The sequence below is a fragment of the Pseudomonas sp. FG36 genome (genome assembly GCF_057809275.1).
Genome location: NZ_JBMDJQ010000001.1, coordinates 229903 through 249149, shown reverse-complemented (window position 1 = coordinate 249149; position 19247 = coordinate 229903). Strand labels below are relative to the sequence as shown.

The following is a 19247-nucleotide window of genomic DNA, read 5'->3' as shown; positions in this document are numbered from 1 at the left end:
AAGCCCGCTCCTACAACACTCGTAGGAGCGGGCTTGCCCCACGCTGCCATCAACGGTGCTATTTGGCGCTGACCACCTGTCCCTTGTCCCGCTCGCTGATCACATACTGCCGATACTGCGGATCAGCCTTGATCTGCGCCTCGGTGAACGGAATCGGCGCCAGTTGCTTGGCCGCGAAGGCTCGTGTCTGGTCGGCGGCATGCGCCGACGCCCGCTCGCTCGACAGCGAGAACGCCAGCAACCCCTGGGCCTGCGGCCCCTGCTCGGTGAAGCTGACCACCTGCAGATAGCTCGAACCACTGACCACCAGGCGCTTGCCCGGCCCCACCGGCACGCTGACCATCGCGTTGTAGACGCCCAACGCCTGCGGCCCACCGGGAACCGGCGTGCCATCGGCGGCCTGCTGGATCTGCCCCCAACGCTGGTCGGCGGCGATACCGGCCTCGTTCAGTTGCGCAAGCGAGTCCAGCGCTGCCTCGCGCAGCAGTTTGCGCACCGCAGCCTGCTCCACCGCCAGGCCACGAGGCGTGTGCAACGGGTCGGCCGGGTCGAACGGCACGCGCCAGCTTTGCGGATGCTCGGCCAACGCGCCGGCGATATTGATGAAATGAACCAGGCCGATACCGCTGTCCTGATCGGCCTTGCCGGCCCACGTCTGCAGGCTGGCACACACCGACTGTATGTCCGCCTCCACGCCCTTGCACCATTGCAACAGGTCCGGCATCAGCAGGCTGGCCTGGTACACCTCGTCATCGAACACCATGTGCTGCAGCTCGGCGCTGCCCAGCTTGCCCTTGCCCTGCAGGCGCTGCAGGGCAAAGCGGCTGCGCAGGCCCAAGGGCTGGTCGGCACGGCTGACCAGCGGCGAGAACCCCGTCAAAGGCTGGGCCGGGTTGGCCATCCACGCTGAATCGTTGGCGTGCTGTACATAATCGCGCCGCTCCAGGCTCGGCAGCAGGCTGGCCGGGAAGATCCCCGGCTGGGCCGCCTGCGCATCCACCTTCCATTGACAGGCACTGCGCGAGCCGTCGAGCACCACCAGCGGGCCCGACGCGCCCGGGTTGCTGCACTGCGCCAGCATCCCCTGGTCGACATAGGGCACCACCGACTGATTGAGATACAAGGCCTGGCCAGCAGCGTCCACTGCCAATGTGTTGACCCAAGGGATGCCCTGCAGCTCGCCCACCGACGCCTTCAGCGCCTGCAGGCTGTCGGCACGGTTGATCCGGTACCACTGCTGCAACACCCGGGTATTGTCCAGGTTTGCATCGCGCAGGCTGTAGGCGGCGTGATTGTCCCAATCCAGACGGCCGGGCCATTGCACCACAGGGCCGAACTTCGACAGGTGAATCGTGCGCTCGACCTGGCTGAGCGTACCGCCCTCACCTTTCACCGTGACCTTCAGCAGCTTGCGCTCCAGCGGCAGCGACTGGCCGTCATACAGGTAGCGGGTGGCGTCCTTGGGGTCCAGTTGCAGGCGATAGAGGGTGAAGTGCTTGGAGGTGTCGACCGTATGGGTCCAGGCCAGGTGCCGGTTGAAACCGATATTGACAACCGGCAGGCCCGGCAACGCCGCGCCCATCACATCCAGCTGCCCGGGGATGGTCAACTGCATCTGGTAAAAGCGCATCCCGCCAATCCACGGGAAATGCGGGTTGGCCAGCAGCAGTCCGCGGCCATTGGCCGAACGCTCGGCGCCCACGGCCACGGCATTGCTGCCACGCTCGGCGGCGAACTGCGCCTGCCGCGCCAGGGCCACGCTGTAGTCGACCGCCGGGCGTTGCGCCGCCAGCTTGGGGGGCGTCGCGGCGACCACGGCCTCGACGAATTGCCCCACACCGCCCTCGGCCAGCAAGCGCCGGGTCAGCTTGACCAGGTCACGGCTGGTGATCGGCCGGAGCCACTCCCCTGCCCCGCACTCGGCCGGCAGCCCCTCGGCCCGTCGTTCACCCAGGGCACGGTTATAGCCATTGGCATAACCATCAAGCAGGTCGCGCACCGCCTCCGGCTGCGCCTTGAGGAAACTGTCTACCGCAGCAGGCTCGTTGAGCCAGGTAAAGAACAGGTCGCTGGAGAGGTTGTCACGCTGCTCGACCGTCTTGCCATCGGCACCGAAGTAACGGGAGCGCTCGCCATTGACGGTCAGTACTTCGCCAGCCAGCAGACACAGGTTGTCCTGGGCATAGGCGTAGCCGATGCCATAGCCCAGGCCGCGCTCGTCCTTGGCCAGAATGTGCGGCACGCCGAAACTGGTGCGACGGATCTGCGCGGAGGCCTCGCCATCGACCTCGCGCGCCTGCAGGGTCAGGCTGGAAGCGACCAGGGCGGCGGCAAGGCCCAGGCGAAACAAGGGAAGAGGGATCACAGGCACTCCTCGTGCTTATCGGGGTCATCCCGAACAGACGAATGGCCAGATGAAAATTTTACGTTCGACGCGGTGCTGCAACGTTCTCAACAGAACGTGTCAGATTTTTTTCACCGGGGGTTGCAGTTTTGTCGAGCTCAAACGTCTTTAGATGTGAGGCACCCATGATTTCGGGACAGTCCACGAAAAGGAGCATTCACATGTACAACCCGCAACAATCGCTAGCGGCGCAGCCTGCACCCAACCAGGCCGCCGCCCCCCAGGAGGAACGCGTGGGCAACGAACAGATCCGCGAGCTGCTGCGCGCCTACGGCCTGCGCACCAGCCTGATCCGCCTGAAGGTCATCGACGCCCTGCACACCGCCGGCCGCAATGGCCGCAGCATTGGCGTGCGTGGCGTGCATGCGCAACTCGAGCAGCTGGATATTCCGCTGTCGTTCCTGAGCGTGCGCGAGGTGCTCAAGCGCCTGTGCAGCGAAGGCGTGATCAACCTGGGCAGCGACAAATGCTACAGCCTGAACCCTCAGGCCCGGGCCGTGCTCGAGCAACCCGCTTCGCGCTGAGCGCATGGCCGGCAAGGATATGCCGGCCCGCCTGCTTCAGGGTTTCACCTTGCGCCGCAGGATCCCGTTGATCACCACCACGACCACCGCAATGGCGATGGCGACGTACTGGAATGTCTGCTCGCTGATAGTGCCCTGCTTCTGCAGGTAACTTAGGCCAAGCATGATCCCCAGGACCACCAGGATGATCAGGATCGAATATTTCAGGCGCTGCACGTGTGTCATCGGAGGTTCCTTGCGACATCGGGGACATGAGGCTCCAGCGGAGCCGACGCCATGATACCTCGGCCGCTTTCCCCTCGCTGCAGTTCCTGCCGACTCCCCACGCAGCAACCCCCTCTTTCCTGCCCCTGCCCCACGGTAGCGTCGAGATGCGCCCGTAGGTGCATGTCTAGGTAAGCTACCCACTACGCCATCATGGAACCCTTTCTCTAGATGGTTTGGGGCCTGCAGCGCAGGGGTGAAGGCATTTCCTACCTCAAGGCGTCCAGTTGCCCGCAAACAACAGACAAGGACGACTACAAGCCCCGGTCCGCTTCGCGCCTAGCGACCCTTTCCGTCGCTGTTCGAAAATCTGGCCACGCCACGCGGACCTCCCCGTGGCAACCCACGCCGCAGCCCATCGGGACCTCGGCGCCGGCCAAACCCAATGACGGAAGGAACCATTTCGTGGAAATGCCAGACCTGAGCAACATCGACCTCACCCAACTGCCTCAGTCGCTGCAGGCACTGATCGAATGCATCGGTTTGGACAACGCCTACCGGCTGACCCATGCCTTTGGCGGACGCCCCAAGTACATCCCCAAGCATCGCCAACGCACCAAACTGGCCGATGTGCTGCCGCCAGAGGCGCTCGATGCGCTGATCCAGCGCTTCGCCGGCCTTGCCCTGGAGATCCCCAAGTCCGACCACTTCCAGCGCCAGCTGCGCAACCAGCAGATCCAGCGGGAGAGCGCCAGCGGGCTGTCACGCAGCCTGCTCGCCGACAAGTATGGATTGAGCCTGCGACAGATTGGCAACATCCGTAGACAGGCGTAGCCAGCACCGCTCTGGACTTGGCCGAAGCGGGTGACGCCGGAACCTGCCAGTGGCGCAGAGGAGGCGCTGGACCAGTTTGTCGCAATCGACCGTTTGAAGATCAGACACGGATCAAGTCGATGCCACAGCGACCTCGGTCTACTTTTCGCCTTCCTCGAGCGGTGTGCTCCACAGCACCAGCTCGAGCGCCGCGGCAATCTGGATACGGTGGTCGGCAAATGGAATGGGCAGCAGGTCCTGGGCGCGCTCCAGGCGCCGCAGCAAGGTATTGCGATGCGTACCCAATACTTCGGCGGTCTGGGTGATATTGCAGCCATGGGCCAGGAACGCCCGCAACGAATGCTGCAGTACCATCGGCTCTGAGGCCAGGCGCCCCAAGGTACTCAAGACAAACTGCCTGGCCGCCCGAGCATCCTGTGTCATCAACGACACCATCCTCACCTGATCGATACTGGCCACAGGCGGCGCGCCCGCCAGGCGCCCCATCAGCCGCTGGGTGGTCAAGGCTTCCAGGTGGGAGCGACGGAAACCGTTGAGCCCCGCCGCCGGGGCGCCCAGTGCCGCACGAACGCCTGGGTACTGACGAACCACGTCTTGCAGCGCATTGAGGTCCAGAGGCCTTGTCGCAGCACTCCAGCCCCATAAGGTCGCAGGCCCGGCGAACACCACCAGCGGCGCCCCCGCCCCCGTGAGGCTTGCCAGCGCGCGCGCCATGTCCTCCAACGGACGAATGTGCGCTTCGGGCGTCTCGCTCCACACCAGAAAGGCCTGGTGCTTCTGCGCAAGGCTGTAGCCCAGGCGCCTGGCGAACTGCTCGGCATCGACATCGCGGCCGTCGAGCAGGCGACTGACCAGGCTGCGTTTGTCGATGTGATCGTCATGGGCCTGGGCGTGCTTTTCTTCCAGGATGATCCGGGTGATCACACGCATGTTGCTGTCGATGAACTCCGAGATCGAGCGCGAGGACACATCGAGGAATTCCTCGAGCACCACAGGGTCTTGGGTCAGGCCAAACGCCATCTTCATCCACAGTTCCCAGGCAGTGTTCTGTGTCGACCTTGCGACGTTCATCAACATTTCGGACTGTCCCCTATGCGCGAGCTCCCTCGCCGTATCCACCATGTCGGCCGACACATAGGGTTCCACCGGCTCTCCCGGGCGCTGCATGTTGGCGTTGGCCCAGTGCAGTAGCTCTGCCCTGTTGGCGCGCCTAAACGCAGCCAGGATGACCGGGTCTTCCAGCAACTTCGCATCTTGCGCTGAAGTGAAAAGCGCCTGGTTCAGCCGCTCGACCCACTCCGGCGGCAGCGCCTGAGCACGCTCGGCGCCCTTGCGAATGAGTTCACGCACGGCTTCCGAGGGGCGTGGCCAGGGGGAGAAATTACCGGTCATATGGGGTGCCTATCGCGCAGAACTCCGTGGAAAATGCTGTTGCTCGTACCTGCGGGCCGACCCCGGGCTTCTTCTGTTCAGCATGCTCTTGGCAACTGCGCAACAGCCAGTTCATGCACTGCCGTGCAGCGCCATAAGCAACCGTCATTCCTGACGGGGCACGACACCGCGACGTGAAAACAGGATAGGCGCCCCTTCGGCATCGAGCAGCACCGCCGTCAGTGACAGGCCATCAGCCGACTGTTTTTCCTGGAAATGGCGCCCGCCATCGTCGCTCAGCATCATCAGCCCATCCAGCCCGACCACCAGCACCCGGGTACCCGCTACCGCCATGGCGGTGACGGAACCTTTGCCGTGGGTAGGCAACCTGCGCAAGTCATTCCCCTCCTTGGCACCCTGCAGCAACGTGCCTCGCTGGCCACCGAGCAACAGGCTGCCGTCGTTCAGCACAGCCCCGGACCACAAGGTGCCTGAGTAGCCGGTATCCAGGTAACCCCAGCTTTTGCCATGGTCCCCGGAGTGCAACAGCTGCCCATGCTCGGCGGTGGCGTACAACGTGCCGTGGCTGTCGGCAAACAGCCCCATCAGGTTGAGGTCGGCCTTCCTGGCACCCGGTGGCGGCGGCAACGATTGCTCGGTCCAGGTCTTGCCACCATCCTCGGTGGTCAGCAGCAACGACCACAGCCCCACGGCAACGCCCTGTTGGGCATTGAAGAAGTGCACGGCGAACAGCGGCCGATCTTCGTCGCTGGACAAGCGCTGGATCTGCCACGACTCGCCACCGTCGGTGGTGGCCAGGATCGCGCCCCAATGGCCGACCGCCCAACCACGCTGGGCGTCCACGAAGGACACCCCCGTCAGCTGAGTGGATACCGGCACCGAACGCGCCTGGCGAAAAGCCTTGCCCTGATCGTCCGACAGCAAGACCACGCCATGGTCGCCGACCGCGACCACGCGCTCCCCGGCCCAGACGGCATCCAGCATGGTCGCTTGCGTGGCATTGCTCGCCTGCACGGCAGGCACTGCCTGCAAGGGCTCGGCCCGGGCAGACAGCAACGGCAATGTCGCGGCGAGCACCGCCGCGATCAATGAACCCCTGAATCGCATGTTTCTCTCCTCAGTGCAGCAGCGCGCCGATCATGCGCACGGGGCGCTTGCGCGGGAATACCCGCTCCAGCCAGACCGCGAATGCCGGCAGTACGGTCATGGCCATGACCATGTTGACGATGAACATGAAGGCCAGCAGCTTGCCCATGTCCGCCTGAAACTTCAGGTCGGAAAAGGCCCAGGTGGCCACGCCCACCGCCAGGGTGATCGCGGTGAAGATGGTGGCCACGCCCACTTCGAGCAACGCGTGCTCGACCGCCTTGGTGATCGTCTGGCCGTGGGCAAGGTGCAGCTGCAGGCGGTTGTAGATGTAGAAGGCGTAATCCACCCCGATACCAACCGCCAGCACCATCACCGGTAATGTGGCGATGGTCAGGCCGATCTGCAGCTCTTTCATGAACCAGTAGCCAATGAACGTACCGATGGTCAACGGCAGGCAGCACACCAGCACCGCGCGCAGGTCGCGGTAGACCGCGAACACCAGCAACGCGATCGCGGCATAGACATACAGCAGCATGGGCGTCTCGCTCTTCTCCACCTCCTCGTTGATGGCCGCCAGGACACCGGCGTTACCCGAGGCGAGGCGGATCGCCAGGTCCGGTTGCGGATACTCGCTACGGAACGCCTTGACCGCCGCCACCACCCGGTTGATCGTCGTCGCCTTGTGGTCGGCCAGGTACAGGTGCACCGCGGACATGCTGCAGTCGGTACGCACCAGTCCAGGAGTGCGCGCCACCTCGGTGGCCAGCGCCGCGTAGTTCATCGGGTCGATGGGCACCACGGCCATCTTCGGGTTGCCTTCGTTGTAACCCTCGTTGAACTGGCGCAGGTTGCTGGAGAACGACGCCACCGACAGCACCCCGGGCACGCCCTGCATGGCCCAGACGAAACGGTCCTGGTACTGGCCCGCCGCGACATCCTCGCACGCCGCCGGCACGCCATCGCCAACCTCCCCCGGCCTGGCTTCGAACACCACGCTGAGCCAGTCCAGGCCGATGTCATAGTTGTTGGCGATGGACACGGCATCGCGGTTGAAGCGCGAGTCCTCGCGCAACTCCGGGGCCCCGGCCTGCAACGAACCGACGACACGGTCATGGCTTTGCCAGATCGCCAGCAGAAAGATCACCAGCGCGACGCCCAGTACCCACTGCGCGTTGCGCCACTCGGCCAGCCGCGACAGGCCACGCAACCAGCGGCTACGGCGCTGCCGGGACACCTCCTGGGCCGCCGCGTACCTGTCGTCGACCCGCAGCATGGACGCCAGCAAGGGCAGCATCAGCAGGTTGGTGATGATCTTGTAGGCCACCCCGAGCGATGCGGTGATCGCCAGTTCCCGCACCATCGGGATCGGGATCAGCAGCAACGTCACGAAAGACACCAGTGCGGTTACCAGCGCCAGCGTTCCCGGGATCAGCAAGCCGGAGAAGCTCGAACGTGCCGCCGCTTCGGCACTCTTGCCGATGGCGATCTCGCGGACGATGAAGTTGATCTGCTGCACGCCATGGGAAACCCCGATGGCGAACACCAGAAACGGCACCAGCACCGCCAGCGGGTCGAGCCCATAGCCGAGCAGACGCAAGCTGCCGAATTGCCAGACCAGCGAGGCCAGCGAACAGACCAGCGCCAGCAGGGTGAAGCGCAGCGAATGGCAATACCAGTACACCGCCGCCGCGGTCAGCAGCAGCGCCAGCAAGCAGAACTCCAGCACCGCCGAAGCGCCGTCGGCGATGTCGCCGATCTGCTTGGCGAAGCCGATGATCTGCACTTCGAAATCACCATCTTCGAACTGCTGGCGTAGCTCTTTTTCCAGGCGATGATTGAACGCGACATAGTCCAGGTGCGTCCCGTCGGCCTCGTACTCGTTGAGCTCCGCGGTGATCATCGCGCTGCTCTGGTCACGCGACACCAGGGTGCCGATGAAGCCCCCTTGCGCGGTGGAGTTGGCGATCGAGGCGATGACCTGGTCGTTCAGGTGCTCGGGCGAAACCGTGCCTGGCACCAGCGGATCGGCGCGAAAACCTTCTTCGGTAATCTCGTTGACGAAGGCATTGGGCGTCCACAACGAGCGCACGCTGCTGCGCGAGATCCCCGGCAGGAAGCTGATTGCCTGGGTCACGTCATACAACCGCTTCAGGCCAGGGGCGCTCCAGATATCACCTTTGCGTGCCTTGACCACGATGGTCAGGCGGTTGGCACCCATCAGGTCGTTGCGGTACGTCTCGAAGGTCTGGATGTATTCATGGCCGACCGGCAACTGTTTTTCGAAGCCGGCGTCCATGCGCAACTGCACCGCGAACCAAGCCATGATCAGGGTGAACACGGCCAGGCCCGCCAGCACCAGCCGACGATGTCCGAACAAGACCCGCTCGACGCGTGGCAACACGCCACGCGCCTGGACCTCTGTCAGTTTTACGGAACCGTTCACAGGAGGCCTCACAAGGTACGGGAGATCGCGATGCCGACATAATCGCGGTCACGATACAGCTGGTCGTAAGGGGTATCGCCGCCCATGAACTTGGCGTAGTTCAGGGACACCTGCCAACTGGCCGGGTTGCGCACGAAGTTCAGGTAGAAGTTCATGCTGCTCGCGTCCTTGGTGAAGGTGGCCGTGAGGTTCGGTGTGCGCCCGCTCAGCGAGCGTGCGTAGAACACCCCCGGGGTGACCTGCCAGCCCGGCAACAAGGTGCCGTCGTAGGTCATGCTGAAGTCCAGGTTGATGCCCGACGAGGTCTTGTCGCCACGCGACTTCGGCGCGGTCGCAGGGTCCAGCTGCCAGGCATTGAGGCCGGCGGCGAGCGGCTCGCCGTTGACCTGGTCATGCAGGCCCGGGTACTTGATGACCACAAGTTCCGTGAGCAAGGTACCGGTGCTTGCGCCAGTGAAATCCAGCAACGCCGGCGAGTTGGACGGCGTGAAGCTGTAAAGGCCGGTCAGGTGCCACTGGAACTTCTTTTCGTCCTTCCAGCATTTGCCACCATTGCTCGAACACAGGTCGACCACCGGGTTGAGCATCACCGAATCCTTTGGCCGATAGGACAGCTCGGTACCGACGGCCCAGTCGCCGATCGGCATGTTGGCGCTCACGCCATACATCATCCGGTCTTCCTGGTAGCGCCAGGAGGGTGCGGCGGCAAAGGTGTCCGGATCGAGAATATCCACGCGCAACGACGGCGTCTTGTCGTGGTAGCGCATCACGTAGAAGCCATAGTTGACGTCGCTGTCCTCCGGCTGCCAGCGCAGCGAAAGGCCCCACTGGCCGCTGTCCCGAGCTTTGTTCTCGGAGAACCCGTATTCGCCCCTGCCCTCGCCGAGCGCGTTGGTGGTGGACCAGTAGCTGCCCACCGGCGGCAGCTCGCTCTTGTTCCAGCGGAATTGATAGTAGGCCTCGACGTTGACCCCCGAGCCCAGGCCGGAGGCGACACTGAGCATCGGCGCCGGCAGCACGGCCTCCTTGAGCTGCACCCCCGGACGGGCCAGGGCTTGATAGTCGTAGGCGTTGGTATTGTTGATACCCCCAGCCACGAACAGGCTCTCGCCCCAGTTGATCACCTGGTTACCCAGGCGCGCCCGGACACGCTGCCCGCCCACGTCGAAGCCTTTGCTCACCCACAGATCGAGCAGGCGAGCCTTGAAGGCGAGATCGTCGCGGGCATCTTTGCCAAGGCCGCTGCTGCCGATGCTTTCAGGGGTGTTGAACGAGCGCGTGCCGGTGGTATCGGTGGCCGCGAAGTCGCGGATCCAGGTACCGCGCGCCATGAAGGTGACGTCCTCGGGCATCTTCAGCAACAGCTCGTGGGTACCCTTGAGATAGTTGGTGAACATGTCGCCGCGGTCGTAGTTCAGGTCGCCCTGATCCGCAACGCCCGAGCTCTGCGCCAGGCAGCCGGACGGCACATTGTGCCCGGTGGCGCCCTGGTTGATCAGGTTGCAGCCGCGCGACTCCGTGCGTACGCCCATGCCGGCGGTGATGGTGGAGTCGAACGAACCATTGAGGGTTTCGGTTTCGAAGGTGAACCCCATTGCCAGAGGGGTGGTGCACACGATGACAAGGCCTGATGCTTTGCTAATTATTCTTTTCATGCTGGCTCTCGATCTGACGTCGTTCTTTAGCGTTCGCTGATGGCTCGCAGGTTATCGGAGGTGAAGAAGTCGCGTTTCAGGCGTGGGCTGCTGCCGTCCTCGGTGAGCCAGCGGATATCGTTCTTGCCAACACCAACCGACGTCATGTCGAACAGGTAGCGGCCATCGACCAGGTTGTACTGGACCTGGGCCTGAACATCGCAGGTGCCGGTCTCGTAGACGGGGATCGAGAAACCTTCACGCACCTTCCAGATCTGCCCTTGCTTGTCGTAATCGACGGCCAACAGTGGGTTCCAGCTGTCCTCGTCGATGTAGAACATGCGTTTTGGCGCCTGGTGGCGCATGCCCTGGCGGACATTGGCTTCGACCACCCAGACCCGATGCAGCTCATAGCGGCGTGCCTGCGGCGCGATCGAATCGTTGCCGGCGAACGCCTCCACCTTGGCGGCGGTGTCATAGGCACCGAAGGCGTTGTACGGCACCAGCAGTTCCTGCTTGCCAACCAGTTTCCAGTCAAAGCGATCCATGGTGCCGAAGAAGACATTCGCCTCATCCACGGTGTACTGGTTGTCCAGCCCGATCTGCGGCGCGTCGTAGGAGTACGACGGCATGCGCCGTACGCGACGTTGGCCGGGGAAGTAGTAGAAGGTCGTGGCCTGCTCGCCGGCCACGGCCGTCTGCACCGCGGACTGGCCAGCCAGGGCGGCAGGCTCCAGGTAATTGAAGAAGGTGGCGTTTTCCAGACGGCCGACGGAGGAGAACAGGTTGTCGCCTTTCTTGCCCCAGGGGGTGAAGAAGAAGGTGTCGGTGGACTGACGCAGCCACTCCCCGCCTTTGCGCGGCGAGATGCCCGAAATGCTTTTCGGGATTTCGACGCCCACGCCGCGGTAACGCATCTTCATGTTCCACATCACCTCGGCGCCGTTGCTCGGCATCGGGAACGGGGCACCCGGCAAATGCGCTTCCTCGAGGGCGACCCCGGTGGCGTCGAGCTTGGCGAAGCCCACGTTCTTGCGCGTGTTCTCAGCCACGAAGGCCGGTACATCGCAGGTCCGACGGGTCGGGTAGACCTCCATGCGGTAGCCCGGAATCTTCTTGAACAGTTCCAGCTGGGCGGGAGCAAGCTTGCTCGCGTACTGCGCCACATTGCTCGCATCGATGCTGTACAGGGGCTTGTCGCCCTTGAACTTCCAGTGCTCCCCGCGTACCTGGCCGTAGTTCCAGCCCGTCCCTTGCGGCCCCGGGACGTTCCAGGCCGGAATATCGCCGTTTGAGCTGGCGGCGACTTCACCACCCAGCGGCGTCAGCTTCGAGCCCAGCGCCTCGGCCCCCTGGGGCGCGGCCTGCACCGAACAGATCGCGGTCGACGCCGCCAGGGTAACCAGCAGCTGCCTGAAAATACGCCGGGCGGACAGTTCACCTTCCAGCCGTGCAGTGACTTCTTTCATGGGGGGATCCTCAAACAAATGGCTTTGACCGGCTGTTCGATCTTCCGGGTGGGAAAATCGGTGCCTGACGCATCTCGGTCACCCGACATGATCAGTTGACCATGTCATATGATCAACACGCAAACCATATGCCAAAACGCCTTACAGGCGGTTTACATCAGATAAATCAGCTAGTTGGAATTGTTTATCGCTTTATAGGTGCCAAGCACCTGCACCCTGATGGGAAGTAAGGAAACATGTGTTACTAAAAGATGCTTGCTCTTGGTGCGCTGTATAAACACTTCATCCCTGACGAAGCTGACACTACCGGACCGTTCTATACTTTTCGTTTATCCAGCCTCATTCTTGACGCGAATACGTCACCCATAAAAAAACCGCCCCGAGGGGCGGCAAAGAAGCAGGCCTTCGGCCCGCCATGGAGTAGATACCAGATATAACATGCTGAAAAAGGATGAAGCGCGTAGATACTGTTGCGTCAATGCGAGTGCAGCATACCCTGCGCACAAACTTTTCGGGAGCGCTGAAGTGCACCATAGGCATAGAACAACTGCGCCATCGAATAGGACCAGGTCACGAAGGCACAGGTCATGAATATCATCTTCGTGTCATCCCCGGGGATCGGGAAAAAGTCATACCTTAGTGCAATCGTCAAGCCCGCTGCCGCCCCCAGGAATGTGGCCAACGCGTGCAGAATCTCGCCCGCACGCGCCAGTCGCCACGTGAAGTAGAGTAGGTACACCGTGGCGATCGACCACATCAGCACATAGAAATAAGGGAGCCATGGCTTGAACGCCGACGAGAGAAAGTAAATAGCCGCGGCAATGAAAGACAGCAAAAACAATATGAAATCTTTCGCCGGTGTCGGTTTGTAATTATGCGTCACGGCCATCAACCCGAGCGTTACAATAATCGGCACGCCGACACCGCGGGAAAATGCGTCGAGAAAAATGGCAATATTGTAGTTGGTCTGCCAGCCGGTGGCGATGAACGTCGTGAAGTTCGTTGCCGATATACCCACGATCAGAAACTCGACACCAAGCAGATAATTTTTTTGCCTGATGAATGCCGCGCCATAACCTAAACCACATACCACCAGCAGCACGCATGCGACCAGCGCGATCACATCTATTAGTTCCACGATAACAGCCTCTTCAATAGGATCGCGGCGTTGTCCCGCAGCCCGTTGCACAGGACAACGACATCAACTGTAATCAGCCTTTGCTGGCAGTGTGTTTGCGCACTTTTCTATCGGTCCAGTCATCCAGTAACTTGGCCGCCGCGAACGCGGAATGGATAGCGCACCATTGCAAGGGCTCAGGCAGCATGGACGGCGTCTTGTGCTGCATGGCCGTCAGCAGTTCTGGTGTCTTGCCGTTGATTTGCGCGGCAAACAGCGACCCGACATATGACTGGGTGCCCAGCCCGTGGCCCGAGCAGCCGGTGGTGTAGAGAATGTTCTGCTGTTCGCCCATGGCACCGATCACCGGCAGGAAGTCATACGCACCGCTGACATAGCCACTCCAGCAATGCTGGATGCCCAGCCCGTGCATCGCTGGATGGCGTTCGCGCAGTACCTGCGCCAGTGCCGCGTAGGCGCCTTGGTCCGGGATATTGGGCGTCTTCGAACCGTACGCATAACCCAGCTTCTTGACGGTCAGCACCATGGTGCCGTGTGCCGTCAGACGATGGCTTTCCATGGTGTAATGCGGCGTGATGATGCCTTCACGCCCCTGCCAGCCCACGGCAGCGAGCTGCTGCGGCGAGAGCGGTTGCGTTTCGATCGCCGACACCCGAATCGCCGCGACCTTGTTGCGCAACACTCCCAACTGCGGGGTATAGGCATTGGTTGCCAGTACCATCACTGGCGCGGTTGCGCTGCCGTGGGCGGTCTTGCAGGTAATGACCGGCCCTTCGCTGAAGGAGAGCAACGGCGTGCGCTCGTAGAGTTTCACGCCGGCCTCGATGGCCGCGCGGCGCAGGCCGGCGACATATTTCCCCGGGTTCAGGGTGCCGCCACACTGCTCGGCCGCGAACAGAAAGGCCGGCGGAATTCCCCGCGCCCGCATCTCAGCGCCATCCACGAAGCGGGACACGGCCCCCAGCTTTTGCCCCAGCGCCATGTTTTCCCGCAAGCGCTTTTCCTGGCTGGCATGAACACCTGCGCGCAGCACGCCGGAGGGGTTGTAGTCACAGTCGATGCCCAACGCCTTCATTCGGCCTTCCACGTAGGGCACGGCCTCGTCGTAGAACCTGACGAACTGCGTCGCCTGCTCGACCCCCAAACGCTTGACGAACATGTCGTACTCGATGCCCATGCTGCCCAGCAGGTAACCGGCATTGCGGCCACTGGCGCCGAAGCCGGCGAACTCCTGCTCCAGCAGGACCACCTGCGCGCCCAGCGCCCTCAGCTCCAGCGCGGTCGACAGCCCGGCAAAACCAGCGCCGACCACGATGACATCAGCCTTCACGTGCCCTTCAAGCGACGGCTGCAGATCGGCGGGGCGCTCCACCCATCCACCCAGGCTGCGAAACTTCAACGGTGCAGCGTCACCAGGGGCTGCTTTATTCACTGCATTCATCTACATGACTCCCAGAATACCGGCCATTGCTTGCATCCGAAGCGGCTCAGGACTGTTCGGCACTGTCAGAACCCTTTTCCAGGCTCGGAGAATGCCGGCATGTTCAGGAGCTCTTGCGGATCGCGCATCTGACCCTCGATTTCCACCCAGCCCAGCAATGTGGAGCTGGCGCTCCAGCCCAACAGACGTTGCATTTCTGCCGGGAGCTGGCGAACGCGCTCGATGGGAATGGACAGGAAGTGGTTCTCTTCCAGCCGCAGGAAAGCCAGGTCATAGGCCATGGTGAGGCCGGTACGCGGGGCTGCGGACGTATTGGCGCCACCGCCGTGATAAACCGAGCCCATCCACAGCAATGCAGAACCTGCCGGCATTTGCGCGGCTACGGTTTCTTCCTGGGTCGGCATGCGCTCGTCATCCCACAGATGGCTGCCGGGGATGACACGGGTCGCACCGTTCTCTTCGGTGAAATCGGAAATCGCCAGCATCATTTGCAGCCGCGCCTCACGCCCGTACTGGGGGTGACGCCACAACGAAGTGGCATCGTCACGGTGCAGGGGTTGCAGGCCTTGGCCCGGGCCGATCTGAATGGCCTGGGTGATGCTCAGCTGAATATCGGGGGCCATCTCGATGCGGTCACTGCCTACCCAGACGTGGGTAGGGGTTTGCAGGATCTGCCTGGCCACGCCGAGGAACAGCGGGTTCATCGCTACTTCGACAGCCGTGTCGCTGCGCCCGATGATCCGCGCGACACGCCGGGTCTGGGTGCCCGCGAAATAGGGGTCGACGCCGCAAGGGGTGATATTCAGGTAGCTGTCCAGTTCGTCGCGCAGGGCGTTCAGCGTGGCCGGCGAGACCAGGTCGGAAATGATGACCCCACCGTCACGCCGAATGATCTCCACCACCTGCTCGACCGATGCATCGCTGCCGAGCGTCGAGAGCGTTCGTGTATCCATCTGCTTTGTACCTGTCTGGTTTTGTCATTGTTCTGATCCAGCGAAGCTGGGCAACGTGGCTCAACTCGCCAGTGCCGACCACGGCCTCCCCCTCTCCTGCCGTACTTGCGCAGTGCGGTGGTGCCTGGGTGTGAAAATCATCATTACCGAACATGGTCATTTGATCAAGTCGTTTGATTTAACTATTTTTCATGCTGTTTCATGTTCCTTTGCGCAGGAGTGCTTCGACGCATGGATCGAGGCACCACCTTGCGATAGCATTCGTCACCGTCGACGCCGGACCAACAGGCCGGCGACAACATCGAAAAGGAGAACGCTCTATGGCTCGAATTGGCGCGGAAGAGCGCAGGCAGGATTTCATCGAGGCCACCGTGAAGGTGATCGCGGAACATGGGGTGGCCAACGCCACGACCCGGCGTATCGCAGCGGCGGCAGACTCTCCGCTGGCTTCGTTGCACTATGTCTTCCACACCAAGGACGAGTTGTTCTATGCCGTCTACGAATCCTTGATCAACCTGCCGCAGCAATCGCTGCAGCACGTGCCGGCGGGTGCCACGGCAGCTGAATCGGTGGGCGAAATGTTGCGCCAGCTGGTCAACTGGTTCACCGCCCACCCGGAAATGGCCACCACGCAGTTCGAACTGTTTTGCTGGAACCTGCGCAACAACCCCGAAATGGCGACAAAGATCTATGCCGTGTCCATCGACGCGGCCCAGCAGGCCATCGCCAAAGTCACCGGTTCGGCGCTGGACCAGGCCGCAGTGGCCACCGTCAGCCGCTTGCTGATCAACCTGTTCGACGGCCTGATGCTGGCCTGGTCCGCCCACGGCGACCGTGCGCGCCTCGAAAGCGAAACCGAGACCGCCTGCCAGGCGGTCAAGCTGCTGGTGGCCAGTTACTGAGACGCCTTTGGGATTGCCGGGCTGCGCCGCCGCACGGCAATCCGCATTTCCCAGGTGGGCGCACCTCGCCCACTCCTCCCCGCCGCCCTGAGCTTGTCCGTCAACCGGTGTACTGACCGGCGAATCGTGAAGGTGCAAATCATCTCAAAACGATGACGAGCCGGTGCATTTTGCACCTTGCTCCGCACAATCGGCCGCCCTATTCTGGTCAAATGATCAAGTCAAAAGATCAGTCTCTATAACACTACAATAGGAGGCGACATGTCCTCGCACACTGCTCTTCCGGTTGAGCCGCTCGACATTTTGATCATGGGAGCCGGTGTGTCTGGCATCGGCGCGGCGGCCTACCTGCGACGTCATCAACCCGACAAGACCTTCGCGATTCTCGAGTCCCGCGAACGCATGGGCGGCACCTGGGATTTGTTCCGTTACCCCGGCATCCGCTCCGACTCGGACCTCTACACCTTCGGTTTCGACTTCAAGCCCTGGACCAAGGCGAAATCCCTTGCCGATGCCGCAGATATTCTCGAGTACCTGCGCGAAGCCATCGACGAGTACCAACTGGAGCCGTTCATCCAGTACCAGCAGAAAGTCGTCTCGGCCAACTGGCAAAGCGACAGGGGCCTGTGGGCAGTACGCATCGAGGAGGGCCAGACGGCTCAGGTGCGTACACTCGAATGCCGCTGGCTGTTCAGTGCAGGTGGCTATTATCGCTATGACCAGGGTTTCACCCCCCGCTTCGAGGGCACCGAGCAGTTCAAGGGGCAGATCGTTCACCCGCAACACTGGCCGGAGAACCTCGACTATGCGGGTAAGCGCGTGGTCGTCATCGGCAGTGGCGCGACCGCGGTGACGCTGATTCCGGCCATGGCGGACAAGGTCGCCAGCATCACCATGCTGCAGCGCACGCCGTCCTACATCATCAATCAGCCGGCCAATGACGGGGTTGCCGCGTTCCTGCGCAAGGTCCTGCCGGCGCAAACCGCCTACTCCCTGACGCGCTACAAGAACGCCAAGATCACCCTGGCGTTCTGGGGCTTCTGCCAGCGTTTCCCCAAGCTTTCGAAAAAACTGCTGCTGTGGCTGACCCGCAAGGAGTTGCCGAAAGACTACCCGGTCGACGTGCACTTCAACCCACCCTACAACCCGTGGGACCAGCGTCTGTGTTCGGTGCCCGAGGGCGACCTGTTCAAAGCCATCGGTGCCGGCAAGGCCGACATCGTCACCGACCATATCGAGCGCTTCACCGAGTCCGGCGTATTGCTCAAATCGGGCAGGACGCTGGAGGCCGACATCATCGTCACGGCCACCGGGCTCAACGTACAAATGTTCGGTGGCATCACCCTGCACAAGGACGGCAAGCCGGTGGTGCTCAGCGAGACCCTGTCCTACAAAGGCATGATGCTCTCCGGCGTGCCCAACTTCGCTTTCGCGGTGGGCTACACCAACTCGTCCTGGACCTTGAAGGTCTGCCTGCTGTGCGACCACTTCTGCCGCCTGCTCGGTTTCATGGCGCGTGAAGGCTACAACGTCTGCGAGCCGAAGGCGCCGGCCGGGATCGAAACCCGGCCTCTGCTGGACTTTGGTGCCGGCTATGTACAGCGCGCGCTCGACAGCATGCCGCGCCAGGGGCCGTGTGAACCCTGGGTGATGTCGATGGACTACTTCCGCGATATCAAACTGCTGCGCCGCGGCACAGTGGCGGAAAAGTGCCTCAGTTTCAGCAGCGTACCGAACGTGCCGGTGCATGCCGGCGTCGAACTGCAACAGCCAGGTAGCCGCCGATGAGCCGTGATCGCTTCTGCGAGCTACCGGGCAAGGGCAAGCTCTGCTACCGCAGCTACGGTGTCGAGGGTGCCCCGGCGGTCCTGCTCATCGTCGGCCTCGGGCTGCAGCTGACCTACTGGCCGCAAGCGCTCATCGCCGGGCTGGTCGCACAAGGGCTGCGGGTCATCACGCTGGACAACCGTGACTCGGGCAGATCGTTCTTCACCGACGTGGCGCCCCCCACGACGCTGCAGCAGTTCCTGCGCAAGCGCACCGCAGGCTATGACCTGGGCGACATGGCCAACGACGTCATCGGCTTGATGGACGACTTGCAGCTGCAAGCGGCGCATGTCGTGGGAATGTCGATGGGCGGCATGATCGCCCAGACCCTCGCCGCGCGTTATCCGCAGCGAATCAGGACCCTCACGTCGATCTTTTCCACCACGGGTTCCCTGCGCGTCGGCCAGCCGGCGCTCAAGGCCCTCCTGCAACTGCTGCGCCGCCCGCCGCGCAGCGAGAAGGAAAGCGTTCGCGACTACGTGGACATCATGCGCCTGATCGGCTCCACCCTCGAGTGGAACGAGCCCGTCTTGCGCGAGTATGCCCAGCTGGCTTGGGAGCGAGGCGGTGGCGAGGCCAGCAACCTCGGTACCGCCAGGCAGATCGGCGCGATCATCAACTCCGCCGACCGTACCGAGGAGCTGCAGCGGATTCGTTGCCGCACCCTGGTCATCCATGGGGAAAAAGACCTCATGGTCGCCACCAGCGGCGGCTACGCCACGGCGGCGGCGATCCGTGGCTCCAGCCTGGTGTTGCTGCCCGGGATGGGGCATGACTTTCCGGCGTGCCTGTCCACCACGCTGCTGTCCCTGCTGACGGGGCACCTGCGTTAACAACAATTTTCTTTAGGGGCGTGCAGCTTGGCCGCCCCTCTTTTTATTCCACTGGAGACCTTTAGCAGCACGTTGCAACACAACCCAAAACAACAACATACCGGCTTGCGCCAAAGCGCCAGGCCACACATCACACGCCTGAGCGGCCGACCGCGACCAG

At 62.6% G+C, this 19247-nt stretch carries 15 protein-coding genes; 5 read left to right on the top strand and 10 right to left on the bottom strand.

From position 1 onward, the window contains the following. Nucleotides 1–58: 58 nt before the first annotated feature. Nucleotides 59–2365 (bottom strand): bifunctional acylase PvdQ, encoded by a 2307-nt coding sequence (pvdQ, locus tag ACODS9_RS01095; RefSeq protein ID WP_489093053.1) that lies wholly within the window; start codon nucleotides 2363–2365, stop codon nucleotides 59–61. 200 nt (nucleotides 2366–2565) lie between these two features. Between pvdQ and ACODS9_RS01090 the strand changes: the two genes are divergently transcribed. Beyond that, nucleotides 2566–2928, top strand: coding sequence for a fe2+ zn2+ uptake regulation protein (locus ACODS9_RS01090; RefSeq protein ID WP_046855829.1), 363 nt, complete (start codon nucleotides 2566–2568; stop codon nucleotides 2926–2928). Between the two features lie 36 nt (nucleotides 2929–2964). Here ACODS9_RS01090 and ACODS9_RS01085 read toward each other — a convergent pair whose 3' ends face one another. Continuing rightward, a complete protein-coding gene (locus ACODS9_RS01085) occupies nucleotides 2965–3153 on the bottom strand; it encodes a hypothetical protein (protein WP_023632313.1) in 189 nt (62 codons plus the stop codon). 444 nt (nucleotides 3154–3597) lie between these two features. On the opposite strand from ACODS9_RS01085, the gene ACODS9_RS01080 reads away from it, so the two are divergent. Beyond that, nucleotides 3598–3966, top strand: coding sequence for a Mor transcription activator family protein (locus tag ACODS9_RS01080; RefSeq protein ID WP_102682324.1), 369 nt, complete (start codon nucleotides 3598–3600; stop codon nucleotides 3964–3966). Between the two features lie 138 nt (nucleotides 3967–4104). On the opposite strand, the gene ACODS9_RS01075 is transcribed toward ACODS9_RS01080, so the two are convergent. The 8 genes from ACODS9_RS01075 to ACODS9_RS01040 all read right to left on the bottom strand — a co-directional run bounded on the left by ACODS9_RS01075 (nucleotide 4105) and on the right by ACODS9_RS01040 (nucleotide 15525). Continuing rightward, nucleotides 4105–5316, bottom strand: coding sequence for a PucR family transcriptional regulator (locus ACODS9_RS01075; RefSeq protein ID WP_489093052.1), 1212 nt, complete (start codon nucleotides 5314–5316; stop codon nucleotides 4105–4107). Nucleotides 5317–5502: 186 nt separating this feature from the next. Next, the gene (locus ACODS9_RS01070) at nucleotides 5503–6465 is read right to left on the bottom strand and encodes a WD40/YVTN/BNR-like repeat-containing protein (protein ID WP_489093051.1); all 963 of its coding nucleotides are present in this window, start codon (nucleotides 6463–6465) and stop codon (nucleotides 5503–5505) included. A gap of 10 nt (nucleotides 6466–6475) precedes the next feature. Further along, nucleotides 6476–8890 carry an efflux RND transporter permease subunit gene (locus ACODS9_RS01065; RefSeq protein ID WP_489093050.1) on the bottom strand — a complete coding sequence of 805 codons (2415 nt, stop codon included), beginning with the start codon at nucleotides 8888–8890 and terminating at the stop codon, nucleotides 6476–6478. Nucleotides 8891–8898: 8 nt separating this feature from the next. Beyond that, on the bottom strand, nucleotides 8899–10545 hold the full coding sequence (locus tag ACODS9_RS01060) for a DUF1302 domain-containing protein (protein WP_489093049.1): 1647 nt from the start codon (nucleotides 10543–10545) through the stop codon (nucleotides 8899–8901). Nucleotides 10546–10571: 26 nt separating this feature from the next. Continuing rightward, on the bottom strand, nucleotides 10572–11993 hold the full coding sequence (locus ACODS9_RS01055) for a DUF1329 domain-containing protein (RefSeq protein WP_489093048.1): 1422 nt from the start codon (nucleotides 11991–11993) through the stop codon (nucleotides 10572–10574). Nucleotides 11994–12468: 475 nt separating this feature from the next. Then, entirely contained in the window at nucleotides 12469–13116 is a 648-nt protein-coding gene (locus tag ACODS9_RS01050) for a hypothetical protein (RefSeq protein ID WP_489093047.1), read from the bottom strand. Between the two features lie 88 nt (nucleotides 13117–13204). Then, the gene (locus tag ACODS9_RS01045; protein WP_489093046.1) at nucleotides 13205–14572 is read right to left on the bottom strand and encodes an NAD(P)/FAD-dependent oxidoreductase; all 1368 of its coding nucleotides are present in this window, start codon (nucleotides 14570–14572) and stop codon (nucleotides 13205–13207) included. Between the two features lie 65 nt (nucleotides 14573–14637). Further along, entirely contained in the window at nucleotides 14638–15525 is an 888-nt protein-coding gene (locus tag ACODS9_RS01040) for a phytanoyl-CoA dioxygenase family protein (RefSeq protein WP_489093045.1), read from the bottom strand. 320 nt (nucleotides 15526–15845) lie between these two features. Between ACODS9_RS01040 and ACODS9_RS01035 the strand changes: the two genes are divergently transcribed. From ACODS9_RS01035 to ACODS9_RS01025, 3 genes are all read left to right on the top strand, one after another. Further along, nucleotides 15846–16427: a TetR/AcrR family transcriptional regulator gene (locus ACODS9_RS01035; RefSeq protein WP_102682332.1), complete on the top strand. Its 582-nt coding sequence runs from the start codon at nucleotides 15846–15848 to the stop codon at nucleotides 16425–16427. 261 nt (nucleotides 16428–16688) lie between these two features. Next, on the top strand, nucleotides 16689–18215 hold the full coding sequence (locus ACODS9_RS01030; RefSeq protein WP_367856090.1) for a flavin-containing monooxygenase: 1527 nt from the start codon (nucleotides 16689–16691) through the stop codon (nucleotides 18213–18215). Continuing rightward, on the top strand, nucleotides 18212–19087 hold the full coding sequence (locus ACODS9_RS01025; RefSeq protein ID WP_489093044.1) for an alpha/beta fold hydrolase: 876 nt from the start codon (nucleotides 18212–18214) through the stop codon (nucleotides 19085–19087). The genes ACODS9_RS01030 and ACODS9_RS01025 overlap by 4 nt, the downstream gene beginning before the upstream one ends. Nucleotides 19088–19247: the final 160 nt, after the last annotated feature.